Below are 17957 nucleotides of genomic sequence, written 5' to 3'. Positions count from 1 at the left end.
ACCACGGCCAACTCTGTATGTGGGCAAATTTCCCACGTCAATCGGAAATCGGGCTGGAGGGCGCTTTTGTGGGATTGTGTCCCACGGCGCCTGGGCTAGAACGACCGTGATGTCAGAGCCGAACCCGAGATTGCCGCCCGATGCGGGCGCGCTGCAGGCCCCGCTCGCCCGGCTGCTGCGGCCGCTGGTGCGCCTATTCGTGCGCAGCGGGATCACCTTCCCGGCGCTGACCGACCTGTTGCGCGAGCTCTACGTGAACGTCGCCGAGTACGACTTCGCCCTGCCCGGCAAGGACCAGACCGACAGCCGGGTGAGCCTGCTCACCGGCATCCACCGCAAGGAGGTGCGCCGCCTGCGCGGTGCCGGCGCGCCCGTGAGCGCGGTGCCGGCCTCGGTCTCGCGCACCAGCCGGATCATCGCGCGCTGGATCGCGGCGCCGGACTTCACCGACGCCGACGGACGCCCGAGGGCGCTGCCGCGGGCGGGCGAGGACGGACCGTCCTTCGAGGGGCTGGTCGCCTCGGTGACGCGGGACCTGCGCCCACGGGCGGTGCTCGACGAGTGGCTCGACCGCGGCCTCGTCACCCTCGACGACGCGGACCGCATCGTCCTGTCGGAGGCCGCCTTCGTGCCGGGCGGCGGCGGCACGCAGCAGCTCTACTATTTCGGCCGCAACCTCCACGACCACATCGCCGCCGCCGTCGCCAACATCCTGGAGGAGAAGCCGCGCTTCCTCGAGCGCGCCGTGCATTACGACGGGCTCTCGCCCGCCCTGGCCCGGCGGCTCGAGACGCGGGCGCGGGAGATCGCCATGGACGCGCTGCAGCAGGCCAACCGCGAGGCGCACGCGGCCTGCGAGACCGACCCGGGCGGCGACGCGAGGTGGAACTTCGGCATCTACATATACGCCGAGGACGCGCCGCGAGCCCAGCAAGAGGACGCGCCGCGAGCCCGGGAAGAGGACGCGCCGCGAGCCCGGGAAGAGGACGCGCCGCGAGCCCGGGAAGAGGACGCGCCGCGAGCCCGAAAGGCGGGTAGGCCGCGGCCGGAGGCGAAGGCGTGAGGGAGCGACCGGTGCGGCCTGCGCGCCCCCTGACCCGGCGCGGCCTCCTGCGCCTCCTCTCCGGCGCGAGCTGGCTCGCCGCCGCCGGTCCGCTGCGGGCGGCGGGCGACAAGATCCTCGACCAGGGTATCGGCGGCACCGGCATCCGCCCGGGCCCCGACGAGGAGGGCGACCGCGGCATCGGCGGCACCGGCGTCGTCGGCACCATCCGGGGCTTCGGCAGCATCATCGTCAACGACCTGCGCATCGCCTACCCGGCCGACGTGCCGGTGACGATCGACGGCCGGCCGGCCCGGGTCGAGGACCTGCGCGTCGGCCAGGTGGTGCGCACCCTGGCGCAGCCGGCGGAGAGCGGGCTGTCCACCGGGGCGATCGCGGTGATCCACGAGGTCGTCGGCCCGGTCCAGCGCGTCGGCGCCGACCGGCTGACGGTGCTCGGCCAGTCGGTCGCCACGGCAGGGCTGCCGCCCGAGATGCCGCGGCCGACGCTCGGCGAGCGGGTCGCGGTCAGCGGCCTGCGCCGGCCGGACGGCAGCATCGCGGCGAGCCGGATCGATCCGGCCGGCATCGCGCCGGACCTCGTCGCCGGCCCGGTGCGGCGGGGTCCGGGCGGGGCGCTGCGCATCGGCAACCTGCCGCTCGCCGGTCTCGACCCGGCGCTCGCCGGCGGCCGGGCGGTGGCGGAGGGCCGCCTCGACGGCGCCCGGTTCGCGGTGGCGCAGGCGGTGCCGGCGAGCGATCCGTTCGGCATCCGGGCGCAGCGCCTGTCGATCGAGGCCTACGTCACCCGGGAGGGCGGCGCCCTGCGCACCGGTGCGGGCTACGCGGTGACCGGGCAGGGCGGCCTCGTGCCGGCCGGCGGCGGGCTCGCGATCCTCGACGGCCGCACAGGCCGCGGCGGCCGGCTCGACCTCGAGGCGGTGCGCCTGCGGAGCGACCCGGCCGGGCGCGATGCCGGCCGCGGGCCGGGCGGCCCGGGCGGCGGCGCGGGCCGCGTTCCCGGCGGTGCCGGGCACGGCCCCGGCCGCTCCGGTCCCGGCGGCTCCCACGGCGGGCCCGGGACCGGCCCGGGCGGGCGCTCCGGCGGGTTCGGCCGCTCCCCGGGATCCGGCGAGAGCGGCCCGTTCGGGGGCGAGGGCGGCCGCTTCGGCGGCCCGGGCCGCGGCGAGCTCGACCCGCGCCTCCCGGGCGGGGAGGGACCGGGCCGTTTCGGCGGCCAGGGTGGCTTCGGGGGGCAAGGTGGCTTCGGCGGTCCCGGCGGCTTCGGAGGGCCTGGCGGCTTCGGCCGTCCGGGCGGGGAGGGGCCGGGCGGCTTCGGCGGCGGAGGTTTGGGCGGCGGGGGTGGCTTCGGCGGCGGCGGGCGGCGCTGAGGCGAATCGGCCGGAGCGCCGGATGTCGCGGCGAGCGGCGCACGGGGCTGTGGACGGGTGCGTGCGGGCGATATCCTGTGCCCGCCCGGACACACCGCACTGCGAAACGCGGCTGTTTTCCGGTGGAGTTAACGGCCAAGTCCGGCCCCGGAACGGCCAAGTCTCTTTCCCGCCGTATTTGAAACGGAGCAGGATGGGCCTCCCCGTCGGTGCGGCAGCGCACCGGCCCCCTCCAGCAGGTCCTGCATGCGCAAGCGCCTCCTCATCGCCGTCGCCGTCGCGGCGCCGCTCCCGGCCTCGGCCCAGGTGAGCCCCGTCCGCGACAACATCGACGCGCTGATCGAGGCCCATGCCAAGGCCAACGGAGTCCCGGCGAGCTTCATCCACCGGGTGGTGAAGCGGGAGAGCGGCTACAATCCCCGCGCGGTCGGCCGCGGCGGGGCGCTCGGCCTGATGCAGATCAAGCACGGCACCGCCCGGGCGCTCGGCTACAGCGGCCCGGCCTCCGGCCTGCTCGACGCCAGGGTCAACCTGACCTACGGCGTCGCCTACCTCGCCGGCGCCTACAAGACCGCGCACGGCAACGAGGCCCAGGCCTACAGCTACTACGCCCGCGGCTACTACTACGCCGCCAAGCGGGCGGGCATCCGCACCGACGTGGCCGAGCTCGAGGCGCCGCCGGTCCGCGACATCCCGAACGCGGCCAACCCCCTCGGCAAGTTCCTCAGCAACGTCTTCGGCGGCCGGCCGGCGGCCACGACCGCCACCGCGTCCGCCGACCCGTCGGTCGCCGCCCTGACGGGGGCCTACGCCCAGCAGGCGTCGGCGCAAGCCTACACCCTGCCGCCCCCCACCGCCCCGCAGCAGGTCGCGGCGTTCCAGCCGGTCCAGCCCGTCCCGGCTCAGGCGGCCGCCGCGCAGGCCGCCCCCGTCCAGGACGCCCCCGTCCAGGCCGCCCCCGTCCAGGACGCCGCCGCCGAGCCGACGGTCACGGTACCGCTGCCGCCGGTCCGCCCGGCCTCCCTGGCCTTCCACGCCGCGCCGACGCCCGCCGCCGGCCCGGCCCTGGCCTATGCGGGGACGAGTGCCGGCGCCGGCCTGCCGTTCCCGACCTCGGGCCAGACGGTCAGCCTCGCGGCGGCGCCCGCCGCCCCGCCGTCCGCGACCGCCGTCGCCGCCCTCACGCCCGCCGCCGCCCCGGCCGAGCCGGAGGCCGAGACCGGCCCCAAGCTGCCGCTGCCGCCGCGCCGCCCGGTCGAGTTCCGCCACTTCGTGATCCGCAAGGCCGCGCCCCCGGTGCCGCAGACCGCGGCGGCGACGCCCGAGCCGGCCGCCGCCACCCCCGGCCAGTAGGCGGTCAGCCCTCGCCGGAGTACAGCGCCCGCGCCTGGACCGGCGTCGCGATCCCGATCCCGATCGAGCGGGCGAGGGCGGCGAGGCCTGCCACTTGCGCGGCGTTGTCGGGCGCCAGGCTGCCGTCCGGCCGCCACAGGTTGTTCTCGAACCCGACCCGGGCGTGACCGCCGAGCGCCGCCGCGGCGACGAGGCAGGCCGCCTCCCGGGGGCCGAAGGCGCAGAGCGCCCAGGGCAGGTCGAGGTGGTGCTCCGAGTTCCAGGCAGCCAGGAAAGGCAGCAGGTCGGCCGGGTCCGAGCGCTGGCCGACGGCGTAGCGGCCGAGCACGAACAGGACGCTCGCCCGGTCGAGCGGGATCAGGCCCCGCGCCGCGAGGCCCTGGAAGCGGGTGACGTCGCCGGCATCGTACAGGATGTGCTGCACCAGCACCCCGGCCCGGGCCTGCTCGGCGAGGAAGGCCGCCGCGGCGGCCTCGTCCTCCGGCTCGGCGAACAATTCGCGCAGGGCCACCGAGAACGCCTCGGGCTTGAGCGCCCGCATCGCCGCCATCTGCTCGGCGGGGGCGTAGAGGCCGACCGCCTCGGTGGTGACCTGGCAGATCATCTCCGGCCCCGCCTCCCGCCGCACCGCCGCGAGCGCCGCCCGGTAGCGGTCGAGGTCGAGGGTGTGGCGTTGCTCGGCGTCGCGCACGTGCAGGTGGATCATCGCGGCGCCGGCCTCGCGGCAGCGGGCGGCGTCGAGGCCGATCTCCCGCGGATCGATCGGCAGGGCCGGGTGGTCGGCCTTGGTGCGCCGGGCGCCGTTCGGCGCCACCGTGATGACGAGGGGGAGGGCCATCTGTCTCTCTGCTCTTCGTCCGGCGGCTGCCGCGCCGGCGATTCGGGGCACCATGCAACGCCGCCGTCCCGCCGCCCATCGAAGAATGGGGTCGTCGCGACGCCGGCCCCGGTCACGCCGGCCGCGAGCGCCGGTGCAGCCACGCCACCAGCCCGGCGATCGCCAGGACCGTGACGATTCCGGACGCCGTCAGGATGCGGCGGATCAGCGGCGTGTAGATTCCGGTCGTCGCGTCGTAGCCGTAGCAGAGCAGCAGCAGCCGGTCCGACAGGGCGCCGACCCGCCCCTCGCCGGCCTCGACCAGGGCGAGGCGCAGGTCGCGGCCGGTCATCGCCAGGGGCGACAGGGCACGGGCGACCCGGCCGTCGCCGGCGAGCACCAGGGCGCCGGCCGGATGGGCGTAGGATTCCGTGTCCCGGTCGTAGGCGTAGGCGTAGCCGACCGCCCGGGTCACCGCCTCGACCGGGCCCGGCGCCCCGGTCAGCACCACGGCGCTCGCCAGGATCGGTCCGGTGCCGAGCTGCCCGGCCACCATGGTGCGGGCGGCCGCGGCGTCGGCCCGCGGGTTGATGCCGAGCGTCACCAGCCGGTAATCGGTCCCGGGCGAAAGGCCGGTCGCGGCGAGCGCCGTGCCGGCGACGGCGAGCATCGGGTCGCAGACGTTGCGGCAGGCGTAGTCGAGGGGCAGCAGCAGGGCGGGCCGCCCGTCGAGGGCCTGGCCCAGGCTCAGGCGCCGCCCCGCCGTATCGGTGAAGGCGGCGTCGAGCGGCGCCCGGGCCCCGGGCGGCGGCGCGAGGGCCACGCCCGCGAGGTCCTTCGGCGTCAGGGCCGCCGCCGGGCCGGCCGACAGGGCGATCGCGACGCCGACGAGGAGCGCCGCGATGGCGGGCCGGCCCCGCCCGCGAGCCGGGGCGCCCGTCGCCCCCGCCCTGTCCTCGGCCATCGCCGTCGTGATCATCGCTTGCTTCGACCGCCGGGAGCCCGCACCCTGACCCGAGATAGGGCGGCGGCGCGCCGCACGGATGCGGCGGACAACAGGCCGCAGCGGAGGGGCCGGATGCAGGACGGGATTCGCGACGCTTCGGAGATCCGCGACACCGCGGACCTGCGCGAGCACATGGGGCCGGTCAGCCGCCTCGCCGAGGGCAAGGTGCTCCCGCGGCTCGACGCCCATGCCCGCGCGTTCATCGCGCTCTCGCCGTTCCTGGTGGCCGCCACCGCCGATGCCGGGGGCCGCGCCGATGCGAGCCCGCGCGGCGACGCGCCGGGCTTCGTCCAGGTGCTCGACGACGCCACCCTGCTGATCCCGGACCGGCGCGGCAACAACCGCGCCGACAGCTTCGCCAACTTGCTGGCGGCGCCCGGCATCGGTCTGATCTTCCTCGTGCCCGGCATCACCGAGACCCTGCGGGTGAACGGCACCGCCCGCCTCACCACCGACCGGGCGCTGCTCGCGCCGCTCGCCGCCCAGGGCAAGGTGCCGGCGACCGGTCTCGTCGTCGCGGTGCGCGAGGTGTTCTTCCACTGCGGCAAGGCGGTGATGCGCGCGCGGCTGTGGGACCCTGCCGCGCAGGTGCCGCGCGACGCCTTCCCGAGCCTCGGGCGCGTGCTCGCCGACCAGACCGGCGCGATCGGCACGGCGGAGGCCGAGCGGCTGATGGAGGAATCCTATCGGACCCGGCTCTATTGAGGTGGATCGCGCGTTGATTGTCCCGCCGATTTTCCCGCTTCCGAGTTGCATCGGCGACGGCGCCCGCTCCCTCGTGCTACGATGTCGCCGTGACCGGGCGAGCCCGGGCTGCGGGGGGACGAGGATCGCGCGATGGCAGGACAGGAGAGGCCCGAGCCGCTTCGGGTTCTCGTGGTCGAGGACGAGTACTTCATCGCCGACGACATCTCGCGCGCCCTGATCCGGCACGGCGCCGAGGTGGTCGGCCCGGTGCCGACCGTCGAGGAGGCCCGCCGGCTCCTGTCGTCGCACCGCCTCGATCTCGCGGTCCTGGACATCAACCTGCGCGGCGAGCTCGTCTATCCGCTGGTCGCCGAGCTGAACCGGCGCGGCGTGCCGATGGTCTTCGCCACCGGCTACGACGCCGTCGCGATCCCGGCCAAGTACGGGGCGATCCCGTCCTGGTCGAAGCCCTTCGACTACGAGGCCCTGGCCGGGATGCTGCCGGCCCTGCGCCGCCCGTGACGCGGTGCAGCGGAACCGTCACGCTCTCTCCCGGTTCTGCATTCGGGCCAGACTTGCCCTCAGGGCAGCACAGGAGAGACGCTGAATGGCAGCAGAGAAGGACACCAAGGCCTTTCCGGCCGCCGCGAGCACGCGGGTCCCGTTCGCGCTGGCCCTGTCGGCGCTGGCCGGCTGCGCGGACGCGATCGGGTTCCTGGAATTCTCGCAGCTGTTCATGTCGTTCATGAGCGGCAACACCACCCGCCTCGGCGCGGCGGTCAGCCTCGGCGACTGGGGCAACGTCACCCGGGTCGGCAGCACCATCGCGCTGTTCTGCTTCGGGGCGTTCCTCGGCACGCTGATCGCCGCCGCCGTCGGCTACTGGCGGCTCGCGGTGCTGCTCGGCCTCCAGGCGCTGCTGCTCTGCGTCGGCCTGTTCATGCCGCGCGGGCCCGAGGAATTCCCGCTCCACGCCTACCCGATCGTGCTGGCGCTCGGCATGCAGAACGCCGTGCTGCAGGACGAGGAGGGCCGCAGCCTGGCGCTCACCTACGTCACCGGCGCGGTGGTGCGCTTCGGCACCGGGCTCGCCAACCTGCTGCTCGGCCATCCCTCGCCGTCGTTCTGGATTCAGGCGCCGCTCTGGGCCGCCCTCACCCTCGGGGCGATCTCCGGCGGCCTCCTGCAGAGCGCCTTCGGCGAGCGCGCCTTCCTGGTGCCGGCGGTGGTGGCGGCCGGCCTGGCGGCCATCGCCCTGGCGATGACGCTGATCCACGGCGACGGCCCGCTCGTCTCCGGCACCAAGTCCCCGGCGCCGGACGCCGCCGCCACGGCGCCCCCGGTGGTCTGAGGCCACCGCGCATCCGCATCGACACGGCGATGCGGATGCGTCCGGCGCATGAGCGCCGCCCCGCCATGCCCGACCCGGCATGGCAAAGATTACGCCGAGTTCATCGGGCGGAGACACCCGCGTAAGCCGGGGGGGCCTAGAACGGCAGGGTCGCCGGACGCGGCATCGCCCTCTCACCCCCCGGGGCGGCGCCGCGCCTCTAGGCCCCGAGGGCCGCGGCGCCGGGTCATCATCGTCGCCCCCCAGACGACCCGGTGCTCCGTGCCACGGCAGGCCGAGCCCCCCGCTCGGCCTGCCGACCCCCCGGCGGCGATGCCCGGCGTGCCGCGACCCCTCCCCCCGAAGAGCGGCACGCCGGGCGGGGCCCGCCCGGGTCCGCTGCGCCAGGACTCCGGCGAGGGAACCTTCCCGCGCGCCCGGGACCTGCCCTAGAATGCCCGACATGCGCCTCCTGATCATCGAGGACGACCGCGAGGCGTCCGCCTACCTCTCCAAGGCCTTCCGCGAGGCCGGCCACGTCGCCGACACGGCCGATGACGGCCTCGACGGCTACGCGCTGGCGCGCGAGGGGGCCTACGACGTGCTGGTGGTCGACCGGATGCTGCCGAAGCTCGACGGCCTGTCGCTGATCCGCTCGCTGCGCGAGCAGGGCGTCGAGACGCCGGTGCTGATCCTGTCGGCGCTCGGGCAGGTCGACGACCGGGTGAAGGGCCTCAAGGCCGGCGGCGACGACTACCTCCCGAAACCCTACGCCTTCTCCGAGCTGATGGCCCGGATCGAGGTGCTGGCCCGCCGCCGCGGCGGCGGGGGCGGGGCCGAGACGACGAGCTACCGCGTCGGCGACCTCGAGCTCGACCGGCTGTCGCACCGGGTCGTCCGGAGCGGCCAGGAGATCCCGCTGCAGCCGCGGGAGTTCCGCCTGCTCGAATACCTGATGCGCCATGCCGGCCAGGTCGTCACCCGCACGATGCTGCTCGAGCACGTCTGGGACTACCATTTCGACCCGCAGACCAACGTCATCGACGTCCACGTCTCGCGCCTGCGCGCCAAGGTCGACAAGGGCTTCGAGCGGCCGATGATCCACACCGTGCGGGGCGCCGGCTACATGGTCCGTGCCGGCGGCGAGGCGTGAGCGCGCCGCCCGCGCCCGTGCCGGCGGGCCAGATCCAGACGGGCCGTCACAAAGCGAGCCTCCACCAGGCGGGCCAGAAGGGCGCGGGTCCCGACGGGCGGCTGGCGCGCCTCGGCACGCTGTTTCGCACCACCGCCTTCAAGCTCTCGCTCGCCTACCTCCTGGTCTTCGCCGCCTTCGCGTTCTTCGCCCTCGGCTACGTGGCCTGGAACGCCAGGCGCGTCCTCGACGACCAGATCGTCTCGACCATCGAGGCCGAGATCAACGGCCTGTCCGACCAGTACGCCACCGGCGGCATCCGCCGCCTCGTCAGCGTGGTCGAGCGCCGCTCGCGCGAGCCCGGGGCCTCGCTCTACCTCGTCACCACCCCGGCGGGCGAGCACGTCGTCGGCAACGTCGAGGCGCTGCCGCCCGGCACCCTCGCCGAGCCCGGCCAGACCGAGACGGCCTATGCCCGCAGCACCGACGGCGACCGGCTCGACCACCGGGCGATCGTGCGCATCTTCACCCTGCCGGGCGGGTTCCGCCTGCTCGTCGGCCGCGACGTCGAGGAGCGCGACCGCCTGCGCGCGGTGATCGGGCGCGCCTTCGCCTGGTCGCTGATGCTGGTTGTGGGCCTCGGCTTCGTCGGCAGCTGGTTCATCGCCCAGCGCGTGCTCAAGCGCGTCGACCACATGACCGAGATCACCCGCGGCATCATGGCGGGCGACCTCGACGGGCGCCTGACGCTCGCCGGCACCGGCGACGAGCTCGACCGGCTGGCGAGCAACCTCAACGCGATGCTCGACCGCATCGGCGAGCTGATGCGCGGCATGCGCGAAGTCTCCGACAACATCGCCCACGACCTCAAGACCCCGCTCACCCGCCTGCGCAACAAGGCCGACGCGGCCTTGCGCGAGGGCAGCGACCCGGATGCCCTGCGGGCGGCGCTCGAGGCCAACATCGAGGAGAGCGACAACCTGATCCGGGTGTTCAACGCCCTCCTGATGATCGCGCGGCTGGAGGCCGGCAACGCCCGCGAGGGCCTGGGCGAATTCGACGCCGGGGCGGTCGCCCTCGAGGTCGCGGAGCTGTACGAAGCCGTAGCGGAGGAACGCGGCGTCGCCGTGCGGGCCGAGGTCGAGGACGGCCTGGTGCTGCACGGCAGCCGCGAGCTGATCGGACAGGCGATGGCGAACCTGATCGACAACGCCCTGAAATACGGGCAGAAACCCGCCGATGCGGCGGATGCGCCGGTGGTCTGCGTCGCGGCGCGGCGGGAGGACGCCGACATCGTCCTCTCGGTCGCCGATCGCGGCGAGGGCATCCCGGAAACGGAGCGCGGCCGGGTGCTGGAGCGCTTCGTGCGGCTCGAGAGCGCCCGCACGCGGCCCGGCTTCGGCCTCGGGCTCAGCCTCGTCAACGCCGTCGCCCGCCTGCACCAGGGCACCTTCACCCTCGAGGACAACGCGCCGGGCCTGCGCGCCTGCCTGCGGCTCCCGGCCCCCTTGCGCGAGCCGGCCCCGCGGGAGGGCGACGCATGAGCACGACCGACCCCGGCGACACCCGGCCGCTCTCGGCCCGCCTGACCCGGGCGCCCCGCCTCGCCGAGCCCGAGCGCGCGCGAGGCCGCCTCGACGACCTCCTGGCTTCTGCGCCCGACCTCGGGGACCGGCTCGCGCCGGCCCGCGACCTCCTCCTCGGCCTCGCCGACCACTCGCCGTTCCTGTGGGGCCTCGCCGCCCGCGACCCCGCCCGCCTCGCCGGCCTGCTGGAGCGCGCCCCGGAGGAGTCCAACGCCGCGATCCTGGCCGACCAGCGCGCGGCGGGTCTCGCCGGGGGCGACGTCGCCGGGCGGCTTCGCCGCAACCGCGCCGCCCACGCCCTCCTGGTGGCCCTCGCCGATATCGGCGGCGCCTGGTCGCTTGAGCAGGTGACGGCGGCGCTCTCCGGCTTCGCCGACGCCTCGGTGAGCGCGGCGGTCGACGCCGCCCTGGTCCAGGCCGCCGGCACCGGCCGCTTCCGGCCGCCCGATCCGGGCCGGCCGCAGGACGGCTCCGGCCTCATCGTGCTCGGCATGGGCAAGCTCGGGGCGGGCGAGCTCAACTACTCGAGCGACGTCGACCTGATCGTGCTGTTCGATCCCGACACCGCCCCCCTGCGCGAGGGCGTCGAGGCGACGCCGTTCTTCAGCCGGATCGCGCAAACGATCGCCAAGCTGCTGCAGGAGCGCACCGCCGACGGCTACGTCCACCGGGTCGATTACCGTCTGCGGCCCGATCCCGGCTCGACCCCGACCGCCCTGTCGCTGCCCTCGGCCTACACCTACTACGAGACCGTCGGGCAGAACTGGGAGCGCGCCGCCTTCATCAAGGCGCGGCCGGTCGCCGGCGATGGGCCCCTGGCCGACCGGTTCCTGGCCGAGCTGCGCCCGTTCATCTGGCGCAAGTACTTCGATTTCGCCTCGATCGCCGACGTCCACGCGATGAAGCGGCAGATCCACGCCGTGCGCGGCCACGGCGCCGTCGCGGTGGCCGGCCACGACATCAAGCTCGGGCGCGGCGGCATCCGGGAGGTCGAGTTCTTCGTCCAGACCCAGCAACTCGTCTTCGGCGGCCGGCGCCCGTCGTTGCGCGGCCGGCGCACGCTCGAGATGCTGGCCACCCTGCACGACGAGGGCTGGATCACCGGCGAGGCGCGGGACGAGCTGGCGGAGGCCTACCGGTTCCTGCGCACCGTCGAGCACCGGCTGCAGATGGTGGCCGACGAGCAGACCCAGCGCCTGCCCGACGAGCCGGGGAAGCTCGCGCGCTTCGCCCGCTTCCTCGGCTACCCGGACGAGGCGGCGTTCGGCGAGGCCCTGACCGCCGAGGCGCGGCGGGTCCAGGGCCACTACGCCCTGCTGTTCGAGGCCGAGCCGGACCTCGCGGCGGAGGTGGGCGACCTCGTCTTCACCGGCGTCGAGGACGATCCCGAGACGCTCGCCACCTTGCGCCGCCTCGGCTTCCGGGCGCCGGAGCGGGCGACCGAGACGGTGCGCGGCTGGCATTTCGGCCGCCGCCCGGCCGTGACGAGCCCGCGCGCCCGCGAGGTGCTGACCGATCTGGTGCCGGCGCTGATCCAGGCGCTCGCCGGCACCGCCGATCCGGACGGGGCGCTCGCCGCCCTCGATCGCGCCTTCGGGCGCATGCCGGCCGCCGTCGAGCTCCTCACCATCCTGCGCTCGCACGAGCGGCTGCGGCTGCTCTTCGCCGACCTCCTCGGCACCGTGCCGCGGCTCGCCGACACCGTGGCGTTCAGCCCGCACGTCCTCGACGCGGTGATCGACCCCGCCTTCGTCGCGCCGGTGACCGACGCCGAGGCGCTGGGCCTGCAGTTCCGCCAGGCCCTCGGCCAGCCGCGCGACCACGAGGATTTCCTCGACCGCAGCCGCGACGCGGCGCGCCAGCTGCGCTTCGTAACCGGGGCCCGGCTGCTCTCGGGCATCCTGCCGCCCGCGGGTGCCGGGCGGGCCTATGCGGGCATCGCCGAGGCCGCCGTCGCGGCGGCCCTGCGCGCGGCCGAATCCGCCTTCGCCGAGGAGCATGGACGGGTGCCCGGCGGGCGGCTCGCGGTGCTGGGCCTCGGGCGGCTGGGCTCGCGCCAGCTCACCGCCGATTCCGACCTCGACCTCGTGGTCCTGTACGATTTCGACCAGGATCGGCGCGAGAGCGACGGGCGCCGCCGCCTCGACGCCGCGGTCTACTACAACAGACTGACCCAGCGCCTCGTCGCGGCGCTCACCGTGCCGACCCGCCGCGGCCGCCTCTACGAGGTCGATCTGCGCCTGCGCCCGAGCGGCGGCCAGGGGCCGATCGCCAACCAGTGGCACCGCTTCGCCGCCTATTGGCGCGAGGAGGCGGCCCTGTGGGAGCACATGGCGCTCACCCGCGCCCGGGCGCTCGCCGGCGACGCGAGCCTGATGCGGGAGGCCGACGACGCCGTGTCCTCCGTCCTGTGCCGGCCCCGCGACTTCGCGACCGTCGTCGGCGAGGCGCGGACGATGCGGGCGCTGATCGAGCGCGAGAAGGGCGACCACGGTCCGCTCGACCTGAAGCTCGCCCCGGGCGGGCTCCTCGACCTCGATTTCCTCGCCCAGGCCCTGGTGCTCTCCCACGCCCACGCCCATCCGGACCTCATCGGTCACGACGCGCCGGGCCTGCTGGAACACGCCGGCACCCACGGCCTGCTCGAACCCGGCCTCGCGGGCCGCCTCGTCACCGCCTACCGGCTCCTCGACGACGCGCATCACTGGCAGCGCCTGATGGTCGAGGGCGATTTCGGCCGCACCGCCCCGCCGGCGGCCCGCGCGCGGCTCGCGACGGCGCTCGGCGCGCCCGACGAGGCGGCGCTCGCCGCCCAGCTCGCCGAGACCCGGGCCGCGGTGCGGGAGGCGTTCGGGGCGATCCTCGGCTGAGACGTCCGCACCCTCGCGCACGGGAACTTCCCGCGGCGTCGCGCGTTCGCGGCAGGTGGCGTTCGGTCACCGCTTTGACGCACGCACGATGGTGCCGGCTCGGCTCCGACCCGTGACCCTGTGTTCCGGCCCCTCGCTCTCCGTAATCCCCGGTGGATGAGTGCCGTCCGGCAGGATCGTGCATGGATGTTATCCTGCGATGGTCGTTGCAGGGGCGCCACCAATAGGCTGCACGGCCCGTCCGGACATTGGGGCTTTACGCAGGATTAAGCCATCTGTCGTTTCCTGCGGCCCAACGGACATAGACCAGGAACCGGGCCCGTGCTCGCCAACGCGACGATTCTCCACAAGCTCACCGCCGCCGTCCTGCTGATCGCCGCCATGGTGGGCGGCTGCGTGTGGTACGCCCAAGGGCGCATGACGGCGATCGACGACGCCTACAGCCGGTTCATCGTGCGGGAGGCGCGGGCGCCGGCGAGCGCCAGCCGCCTCAACCGCATCCTCTACACCTTGAGCTACACGACGTTCCGCATCGTCGCCGAAACCGACGAGGCGCAGATGCACCGCGCCAGCACCGAGTTCGACGAAGCCATCGCGGGCGTCAAGCCGACGGTCGCGACTCTGCGCGAGCAGGGACCGACCTTCACGGCCCGCATCGACAAGATCGCCCGCGACCTCGGCGACCTGACCGCCAAGCTCGCGGAGGTGCGCGACCTCGCCGTGGCGAAGCGCAATGCCGAGGCGCTGGCGCAGTTCCGCACCAGCGTCGATCCGGTCCTGGGCGGCCAGATCCAGGAGACGCGAAAGCTCGCCCTCGACATCCAGGACTACGTCGCCAAGGCCTCGGACGACCTGACCGACCAGACCAACGCCACCCGCGCCCGGCTGATGCTGGTGAGCGGCCTCGGCCTCCTGGTCGGCCTGGCGGCGGTCGCCCTCGTGGCGATGCTCGGCGTCACCCGGCCGATCGGCCGCCTCGTGACCGTCCTGCAGCGGATGGCCCGGGGCGAGATCGAGGCCGAGATCCCGGAGGCGCGCCGCGGCGACGAGATCGGCGCGATCGGCCGCGCCGTCGACGGGATCAAGGCGATGGTGGCCCGGAAGGCGGCCGAGCAGGCCGAGATCAAGCGGATCGCCGACGCGGCGGCGGCGGCGGAGCGCCGCCGCACGATGATGACCCTCGCCGACGGCTTCGAGCGGGCGGTCGGCGGCATCGTCGGCCTGGTCTCCTCGTCGGCGACCGAGCTGCAGGCCACCGCCGGACAGATGACCGCGACCGCGACCGAGACCGCGAGCCAGTCCGCCACCGTGGCGGCTGCGGCCGAGGAGGCGGCCTCGAATGTCGGCACGGTCGCGGCGGCGGCCGAGGAGCTGGGCGCCTCGGTGGCCGAGATCGGCCGCCAGGTCGACGGCTCGGCCGGCCTCGCCCGCCGGGCGGTCGCCGAAGCCGACCAGACCGGCGCCCGGGTGCGCGAGCTGAGCCAGACCGTCGGCCGGATCGGCGACGTCGCCGGCCTGATCGCGTCGATCGCCGCCCAGACCAATTTGCTCGCGCTCAACGCCACGATCGAGGCGGCGCGCGCGGGCGCGGCCGGCCGCGGCTTCGCGGTGGTGGCCGCCGAGGTCAAGGAGCTCGCCGCCCAGACCGCGAAGGCGACGGACGAGATCGGCCAGCAGATCGCCGCGGTGCAGACCGCCACCGGCGACACGGTCTCGGCCATCGCGGCGATCACCGCGCGCATCCGCGAGATCGACACCGTGACGGTGGCCATCGCCGCCGCGGTCGAGGAGCAGGGCGTCGCCACCCAGGAGATCGTCCGCAACGTCGCCCAGGCGGCGTCCGGCACCGGCGAGGTCACGGGCAACATCGCGGGCGTCGCCGGTGCCGCGGAGGAGACCGGTGCTGCCGCGACCCAGGTGCTCGCCTCGGCGACCGAGCTGTCGCGCCAATCCGAGCACCTCGGCGCCGAGGTGGCGCGGTTCCTCGCCACGGTGCGGGCGGCCTGACGCCCGCGTCCGCCGGCGCGGTTTCACGGATTTGCGACGGCGGAGCATCGCTGCGCACGCCCGAGCGAAGCCGGGATCCGCATCGCCCGGCGATCGGCCGGACGTCGTACGAGCAGCACGTCGTGCCGATGCGTCCCGTCGATGTCGGCTACCGGAGGCCGCCGCGTCAGGGAGTTCAGGAGCCTGTCGTCGCGGCCTCTGACTGTGGAGACCGTCAGGCGTTCGGGGCGGGCGACCGTCCGATATCCCGCCGCTTATCGAACGCATCCGTTCGGAGGCGGTGGGCAAGCCTCGATAAGCGCGCCGGCCCGAGATCGACGGAGCCGATGATCCGTTTCGACCGATCGCGCTCCCGGAATCGCGGGTCTTCGGAACGTGGAGAAATGCGGGACCGGGACCGACGGTCGATCTCGATGACCTGTGTTAGTATCACCGGTCGCCGATAGGTCGGTCCGGGGAAGGTCGTTCCGGGACGGGCGCGCCGCCGACGAGGCACTCCGGATCGCCGGCGCGGGTACGACCGTCATGCTGGGCGCGCCCGTCCCCGGACCGGCGGGCCTGGGTGCCGGGAAAGTGCGCCTGGCTGGAAAATCCCGTACTCTGGAGCGCTTGTGCCCGTTCACATCGACGTCGAGCCCGGCACCATGTGGGTTATTCGGGGCGCGACGTCAGGCCGCGTCAATCTACGGGTCTCCGACAGGACGGTCATCGGCTACCTCTTCGATCTCTCGAACGCTTGATGGAGCATCTATGCGCCTGATCCTCGCGCTCGCCGTCCTCGCCGTACCGGTGGGCACGCAGTTCGCGATCCAGTCGGCCGCTGGCCGCGACATCGTCCCGAAAGGAGCGGGCACCGGCCTCGCGGTCATCGTGCCCGGCGCGCAGGATCGGATCCTGCCGGTCGGCATCGCCGAGAACGTCCTGCGGATTAAGTCCGACTGCGCCGCCGCCTTGCACGGTGACCCGCCCTTCGGCTGTGACCAGAGCGTCCAGGTCGTGGCGCAGCCCGCCATCCCCGCGGTCGGTTCGGCCCCGCCCGGCCCAGCCGCGCGCCAGCCCGACGCCGCGGTCTCGCTTGGCGGCACGTCCGGCTTCGAAAGCCTCGCCGCCCCATCAGCTTCCGCGCAGTTTCGCGCATCTGGCCGCGGCGGCTACTACCTGCACTACTCGGCGACCGACAACCCGCAACTGCCAGCCATCGCGCGCGCCTTCGCGGGTACTGGCCCCGGCGTTGCTGAGATTTCGTTCGGCGGCGGCTTCAATGCTGGGTTCTGGTCGACTGACTGGCGACGTCAAGTCATCGCCAAGGGATTTCAGCCGACAGCGGTGATTGTCAACATCGACCTCAGCGCGACGGCTTTCACCACCAAGTGGCAGTCCTACGCCGACTTCAAGCTTTTCGTGGATGCCGCCCGCCGCGACGGGGGCGTCAAGACTCTGGCGCCGATCACGTCGCCAAACCAGTCGGGCGGCTCAGGCGCTGCGGGTGATGCGACCTCCGTCGCCGTCATACATCCGTGGTCGGATGCGTGGTGGGATGACGTGCGGGCTGCGGCGCTGTACGGCGGCGGCATCGCGCTCGACGGTCCACCGAAATTCTATTTTGAGGGCTTGCCGACCGCGGTCCAGCAGAAGGCCTACCAGCAGTTCACCAAAGACGTCATTGCGTGGGGACACGCCAACAATCTGTGGGTGAGCGTGCTGGTAAGCCCTTATCACGAGAAAAATTTCCAGGCCTACGCCCAGCGCTTTTATGATTCCTTGCGTGCCGCTGACCGGCTGCCGTCGCATTGGGCGGTCGTGAACTACAATGCTTGCGGGCGTGCTAGCGGATTTCAGGACGACTGCAAGCCGGATGCCGCCGCTTACTACAGCACGGTGGGGACGGAAGGCGCGACCAACACACAAGCGGCTGTCGCCCTCTGGTACGCTCGCCACGCTCGTGTGCGACCTTAGGTGTACGGTCCCGTGATGCGGTGTGACGGATCGACCCTGAAGCGTTCGGGTTCCTTGGTCCAGGCTTGGCAGATACGTTCGTAGGGTGTCAGGCCACGCAGCGTCCTGAGCCTGCGGGCGTGGTTGTAGGCATCCACGAAGAGTTGGAGGTGGTCTCTGAGCTGATCGTGGCTGTCGTAGTGGTAGCGCTTGACCGTCGCGTCCTTGATCGTGCGGTTCATCCGCTCGACCTGGCCATTGGTCCAGGGATGGTTCACCTTGGTCAGCCGGTGCTCGATGTCGTTCTCGGCACAGACGCGGCCGAAGATGTGTGCGAAGGCATAGGTATCCTTCTTGCGGTTGGTGAACTGAATGCCGTTATCCGTCAGGACGATGTGGATGCGGTAGGGCACCGCCAGGATCAGATCGCGCAAAAACTGCGCGGCTTCCATCTTGCCGGCACTCTCGACCAGACGGACGAAAGCGAACTTGCTGGTGCAATCGATCGCCACGAACAGGTATAGCTTGCCCTCTTCGGTGCTGACCTGTGCGATATCGATGTGGAAGTAGCCGATCGGATACTGCTTGAAGCGCTTCTTCTCGGGCTTGTCGCCTTCGATCTCCGGCAGACGGCTGATGCCGTGCCGTTGCAGGCACCGGTGCAGGCTGGAGCGGGTCAGATGCGGGATCGTGGGCTGCAGGCCGTAGAGGCAATCGTCCAGCGGTACACGACACGAGCTCCGTAGCGGCGCGGTCTGCCTCACGGCCCATCGTTGGCCGGCCCCCTTTCCCGGACGACTG

The 17957-nt window shown here is 73.6% G+C and carries 14 protein-coding genes; 11 read left to right on the top strand and 3 right to left on the bottom strand.

The genetic code is table 11. The annotated features are described in order from the left end of the window. The first annotated feature begins 109 nt into the window (after window positions 1-109). The 3 genes from A5481_RS30950 to A5481_RS30940 all read left to right on the top strand — a co-directional run bounded on the left by A5481_RS30950 (window position 110) and on the right by A5481_RS30940 (window position 3786). Window positions 110-1063 carry a DUF6502 family protein gene (locus A5481_RS30950; RefSeq protein WP_245239282.1) on the top strand — a complete coding sequence of 318 codons (954 nt, stop codon included), beginning with the start codon at window positions 110-112 and terminating at the stop codon, window positions 1061-1063. Between the two features lie 11 nt (window positions 1064-1074). Then, entirely contained in the window at window positions 1075-2433 is a 1359-nt protein-coding gene (locus A5481_RS30945) for a DUF5666 domain-containing protein (RefSeq protein WP_064504500.1), read from the top strand. Window positions 2434-2679: 246 nt separating this feature from the next. Further along, on the top strand, window positions 2680-3786 hold the full coding sequence (locus tag A5481_RS30940) for a lytic transglycosylase domain-containing protein (RefSeq protein ID WP_064504499.1): 1107 nt from the start codon (window positions 2680-2682) through the stop codon (window positions 3784-3786). Window positions 3787-3790: 4 nt separating this feature from the next. Here the strand turns inward: A5481_RS30940 and A5481_RS30935 are convergent, their stop codons facing one another. Further along, window positions 3791-4624, bottom strand: coding sequence for a beta-keto acid cleavage family enzyme (locus A5481_RS30935; protein ID WP_048437240.1), 834 nt, complete (start codon window positions 4622-4624; stop codon window positions 3791-3793). A 112-nt stretch (window positions 4625-4736) separates the two neighbouring features. Further along, on the bottom strand, window positions 4737-5582 hold the full coding sequence (locus A5481_RS30930) for a thioredoxin domain-containing protein (RefSeq protein WP_082984982.1): 846 nt from the start codon (window positions 5580-5582) through the stop codon (window positions 4737-4739). Window positions 5583-5681: 99 nt separating this feature from the next. Between A5481_RS30930 and A5481_RS30925 the strand changes: the two genes are divergently transcribed. The 8 genes from A5481_RS30925 to A5481_RS30890 all read left to right on the top strand — a co-directional run bounded on the left by A5481_RS30925 (window position 5682) and on the right by A5481_RS30890 (window position 17177). Then, window positions 5682-6314 carry a pyridoxamine 5'-phosphate oxidase family protein gene (locus A5481_RS30925; protein ID WP_048437241.1) on the top strand — a complete coding sequence of 211 codons (633 nt, stop codon included), beginning with the start codon at window positions 5682-5684 and terminating at the stop codon, window positions 6312-6314. 132 nt (window positions 6315-6446) lie between these two features. Continuing rightward, the gene (locus A5481_RS30920; protein WP_048437242.1) at window positions 6447-6818 is read left to right on the top strand and encodes a response regulator; all 372 of its coding nucleotides are present in this window, start codon (window positions 6447-6449) and stop codon (window positions 6816-6818) included. Between the two features lie 85 nt (window positions 6819-6903). Continuing rightward, a complete protein-coding gene (locus A5481_RS30915; protein ID WP_048437243.1) occupies window positions 6904-7647 on the top strand; it encodes a YoaK family protein in 744 nt (247 codons plus the stop codon). 442 nt (window positions 7648-8089) lie between these two features. After that, window positions 8090-8779: a response regulator transcription factor gene (locus tag A5481_RS30910; protein WP_048437249.1), complete on the top strand. Its 690-nt coding sequence runs from the start codon at window positions 8090-8092 to the stop codon at window positions 8777-8779. A gap of 101 nt (window positions 8780-8880) precedes the next feature. Then, window positions 8881-10302 (top strand): HAMP domain-containing sensor histidine kinase, encoded by a 1422-nt coding sequence (locus tag A5481_RS30905; protein WP_156312153.1) that lies wholly within the window; start codon window positions 8881-8883, stop codon window positions 10300-10302. Next, on the top strand, window positions 10299-13214 hold the full coding sequence (locus A5481_RS30900) for a bifunctional [glutamine synthetase] adenylyltransferase/[glutamine synthetase]-adenylyl-L-tyrosine phosphorylase (RefSeq protein WP_048437244.1): 2916 nt from the start codon (window positions 10299-10301) through the stop codon (window positions 13212-13214). The genes A5481_RS30905 and A5481_RS30900 overlap by 4 nt, the downstream gene beginning before the upstream one ends. Window positions 13215-13595: 381 nt before the next feature. Beyond that, entirely contained in the window at window positions 13596-15221 is a 1626-nt protein-coding gene (locus A5481_RS30895) for a methyl-accepting chemotaxis protein (protein WP_082173587.1), read from the top strand. A gap of 750 nt (window positions 15222-15971) precedes the next feature. Next, window positions 15972-17177 carry a hypothetical protein gene (locus tag A5481_RS30890; RefSeq protein WP_048437246.1) on the top strand — a complete coding sequence of 402 codons (1206 nt, stop codon included), beginning with the start codon at window positions 15972-15974 and terminating at the stop codon, window positions 17175-17177. On the opposite strand, the gene A5481_RS30885 is transcribed toward A5481_RS30890, so the two are convergent. Beyond that, a partial coding sequence (locus tag A5481_RS30885) for an IS481 family transposase (RefSeq protein WP_245298678.1) occupies window positions 17174-17957 on the bottom strand: 784 nt, incomplete at its 5' end. The genes A5481_RS30890 and A5481_RS30885 overlap by 4 nt on opposite strands.

The sequence above is a fragment of the Methylobacterium platani genome (assembly GCF_001653715.1).
Lineage (GTDB): Bacteria > Pseudomonadota > Alphaproteobacteria > Rhizobiales > Beijerinckiaceae > Methylobacterium > Methylobacterium platani.
This window is presented reverse-complemented; position numbering and strand designations above follow the sequence as displayed.

Excerpts from the sequence above, each read along its gene's own strand:
- A5481_RS30950 (WP_245239282.1), top strand. The coding sequence starts at position 110 with ATGTCAGAGCCGAACCCGAGATTGCCGCCCGATGCGGGCGCGCTGCAG.
- A5481_RS30940 (WP_064504499.1), top strand. The coding sequence starts at position 2,680 with ATGCGCAAGCGCCTCCTCATCGCCGTCGCCGTCGCGGCGCCGCTCCCG.
- A5481_RS30935 (WP_048437240.1), bottom strand. The coding sequence starts at position 4,624 with ATGGCCCTCCCCCTCGTCATCACGGTGGCGCCGAACGGCGCCCGGCGC.
- A5481_RS30930 (WP_082984982.1), bottom strand. The coding sequence starts at position 5,582 with ATGATCACGACGGCGATGGCCGAGGACAGGGCGGGGGCGACGGGCGCC.
- A5481_RS30925 (WP_048437241.1), top strand. The coding sequence starts at position 5,682 with ATGCAGGACGGGATTCGCGACGCTTCGGAGATCCGCGACACCGCGGAC.
- A5481_RS30920 (WP_048437242.1), top strand. The coding sequence starts at position 6,447 with ATGGCAGGACAGGAGAGGCCCGAGCCGCTTCGGGTTCTCGTGGTCGAG.
- A5481_RS30915 (WP_048437243.1), top strand. The coding sequence starts at position 6,904 with ATGGCAGCAGAGAAGGACACCAAGGCCTTTCCGGCCGCCGCGAGCACG.
- A5481_RS30910 (WP_048437249.1), top strand. The coding sequence starts at position 8,090 with ATGCGCCTCCTGATCATCGAGGACGACCGCGAGGCGTCCGCCTACCTC.
- A5481_RS30900 (WP_048437244.1), top strand. The coding sequence starts at position 10,299 with ATGAGCACGACCGACCCCGGCGACACCCGGCCGCTCTCGGCCCGCCTG.
- A5481_RS30895 (WP_082173587.1), top strand. The coding sequence starts at position 13,596 with ATGGTGGGCGGCTGCGTGTGGTACGCCCAAGGGCGCATGACGGCGATC.
- A5481_RS30890 (WP_048437246.1), top strand. The coding sequence starts at position 15,972 with ATGCGCCTGATCCTCGCGCTCGCCGTCCTCGCCGTACCGGTGGGCACG.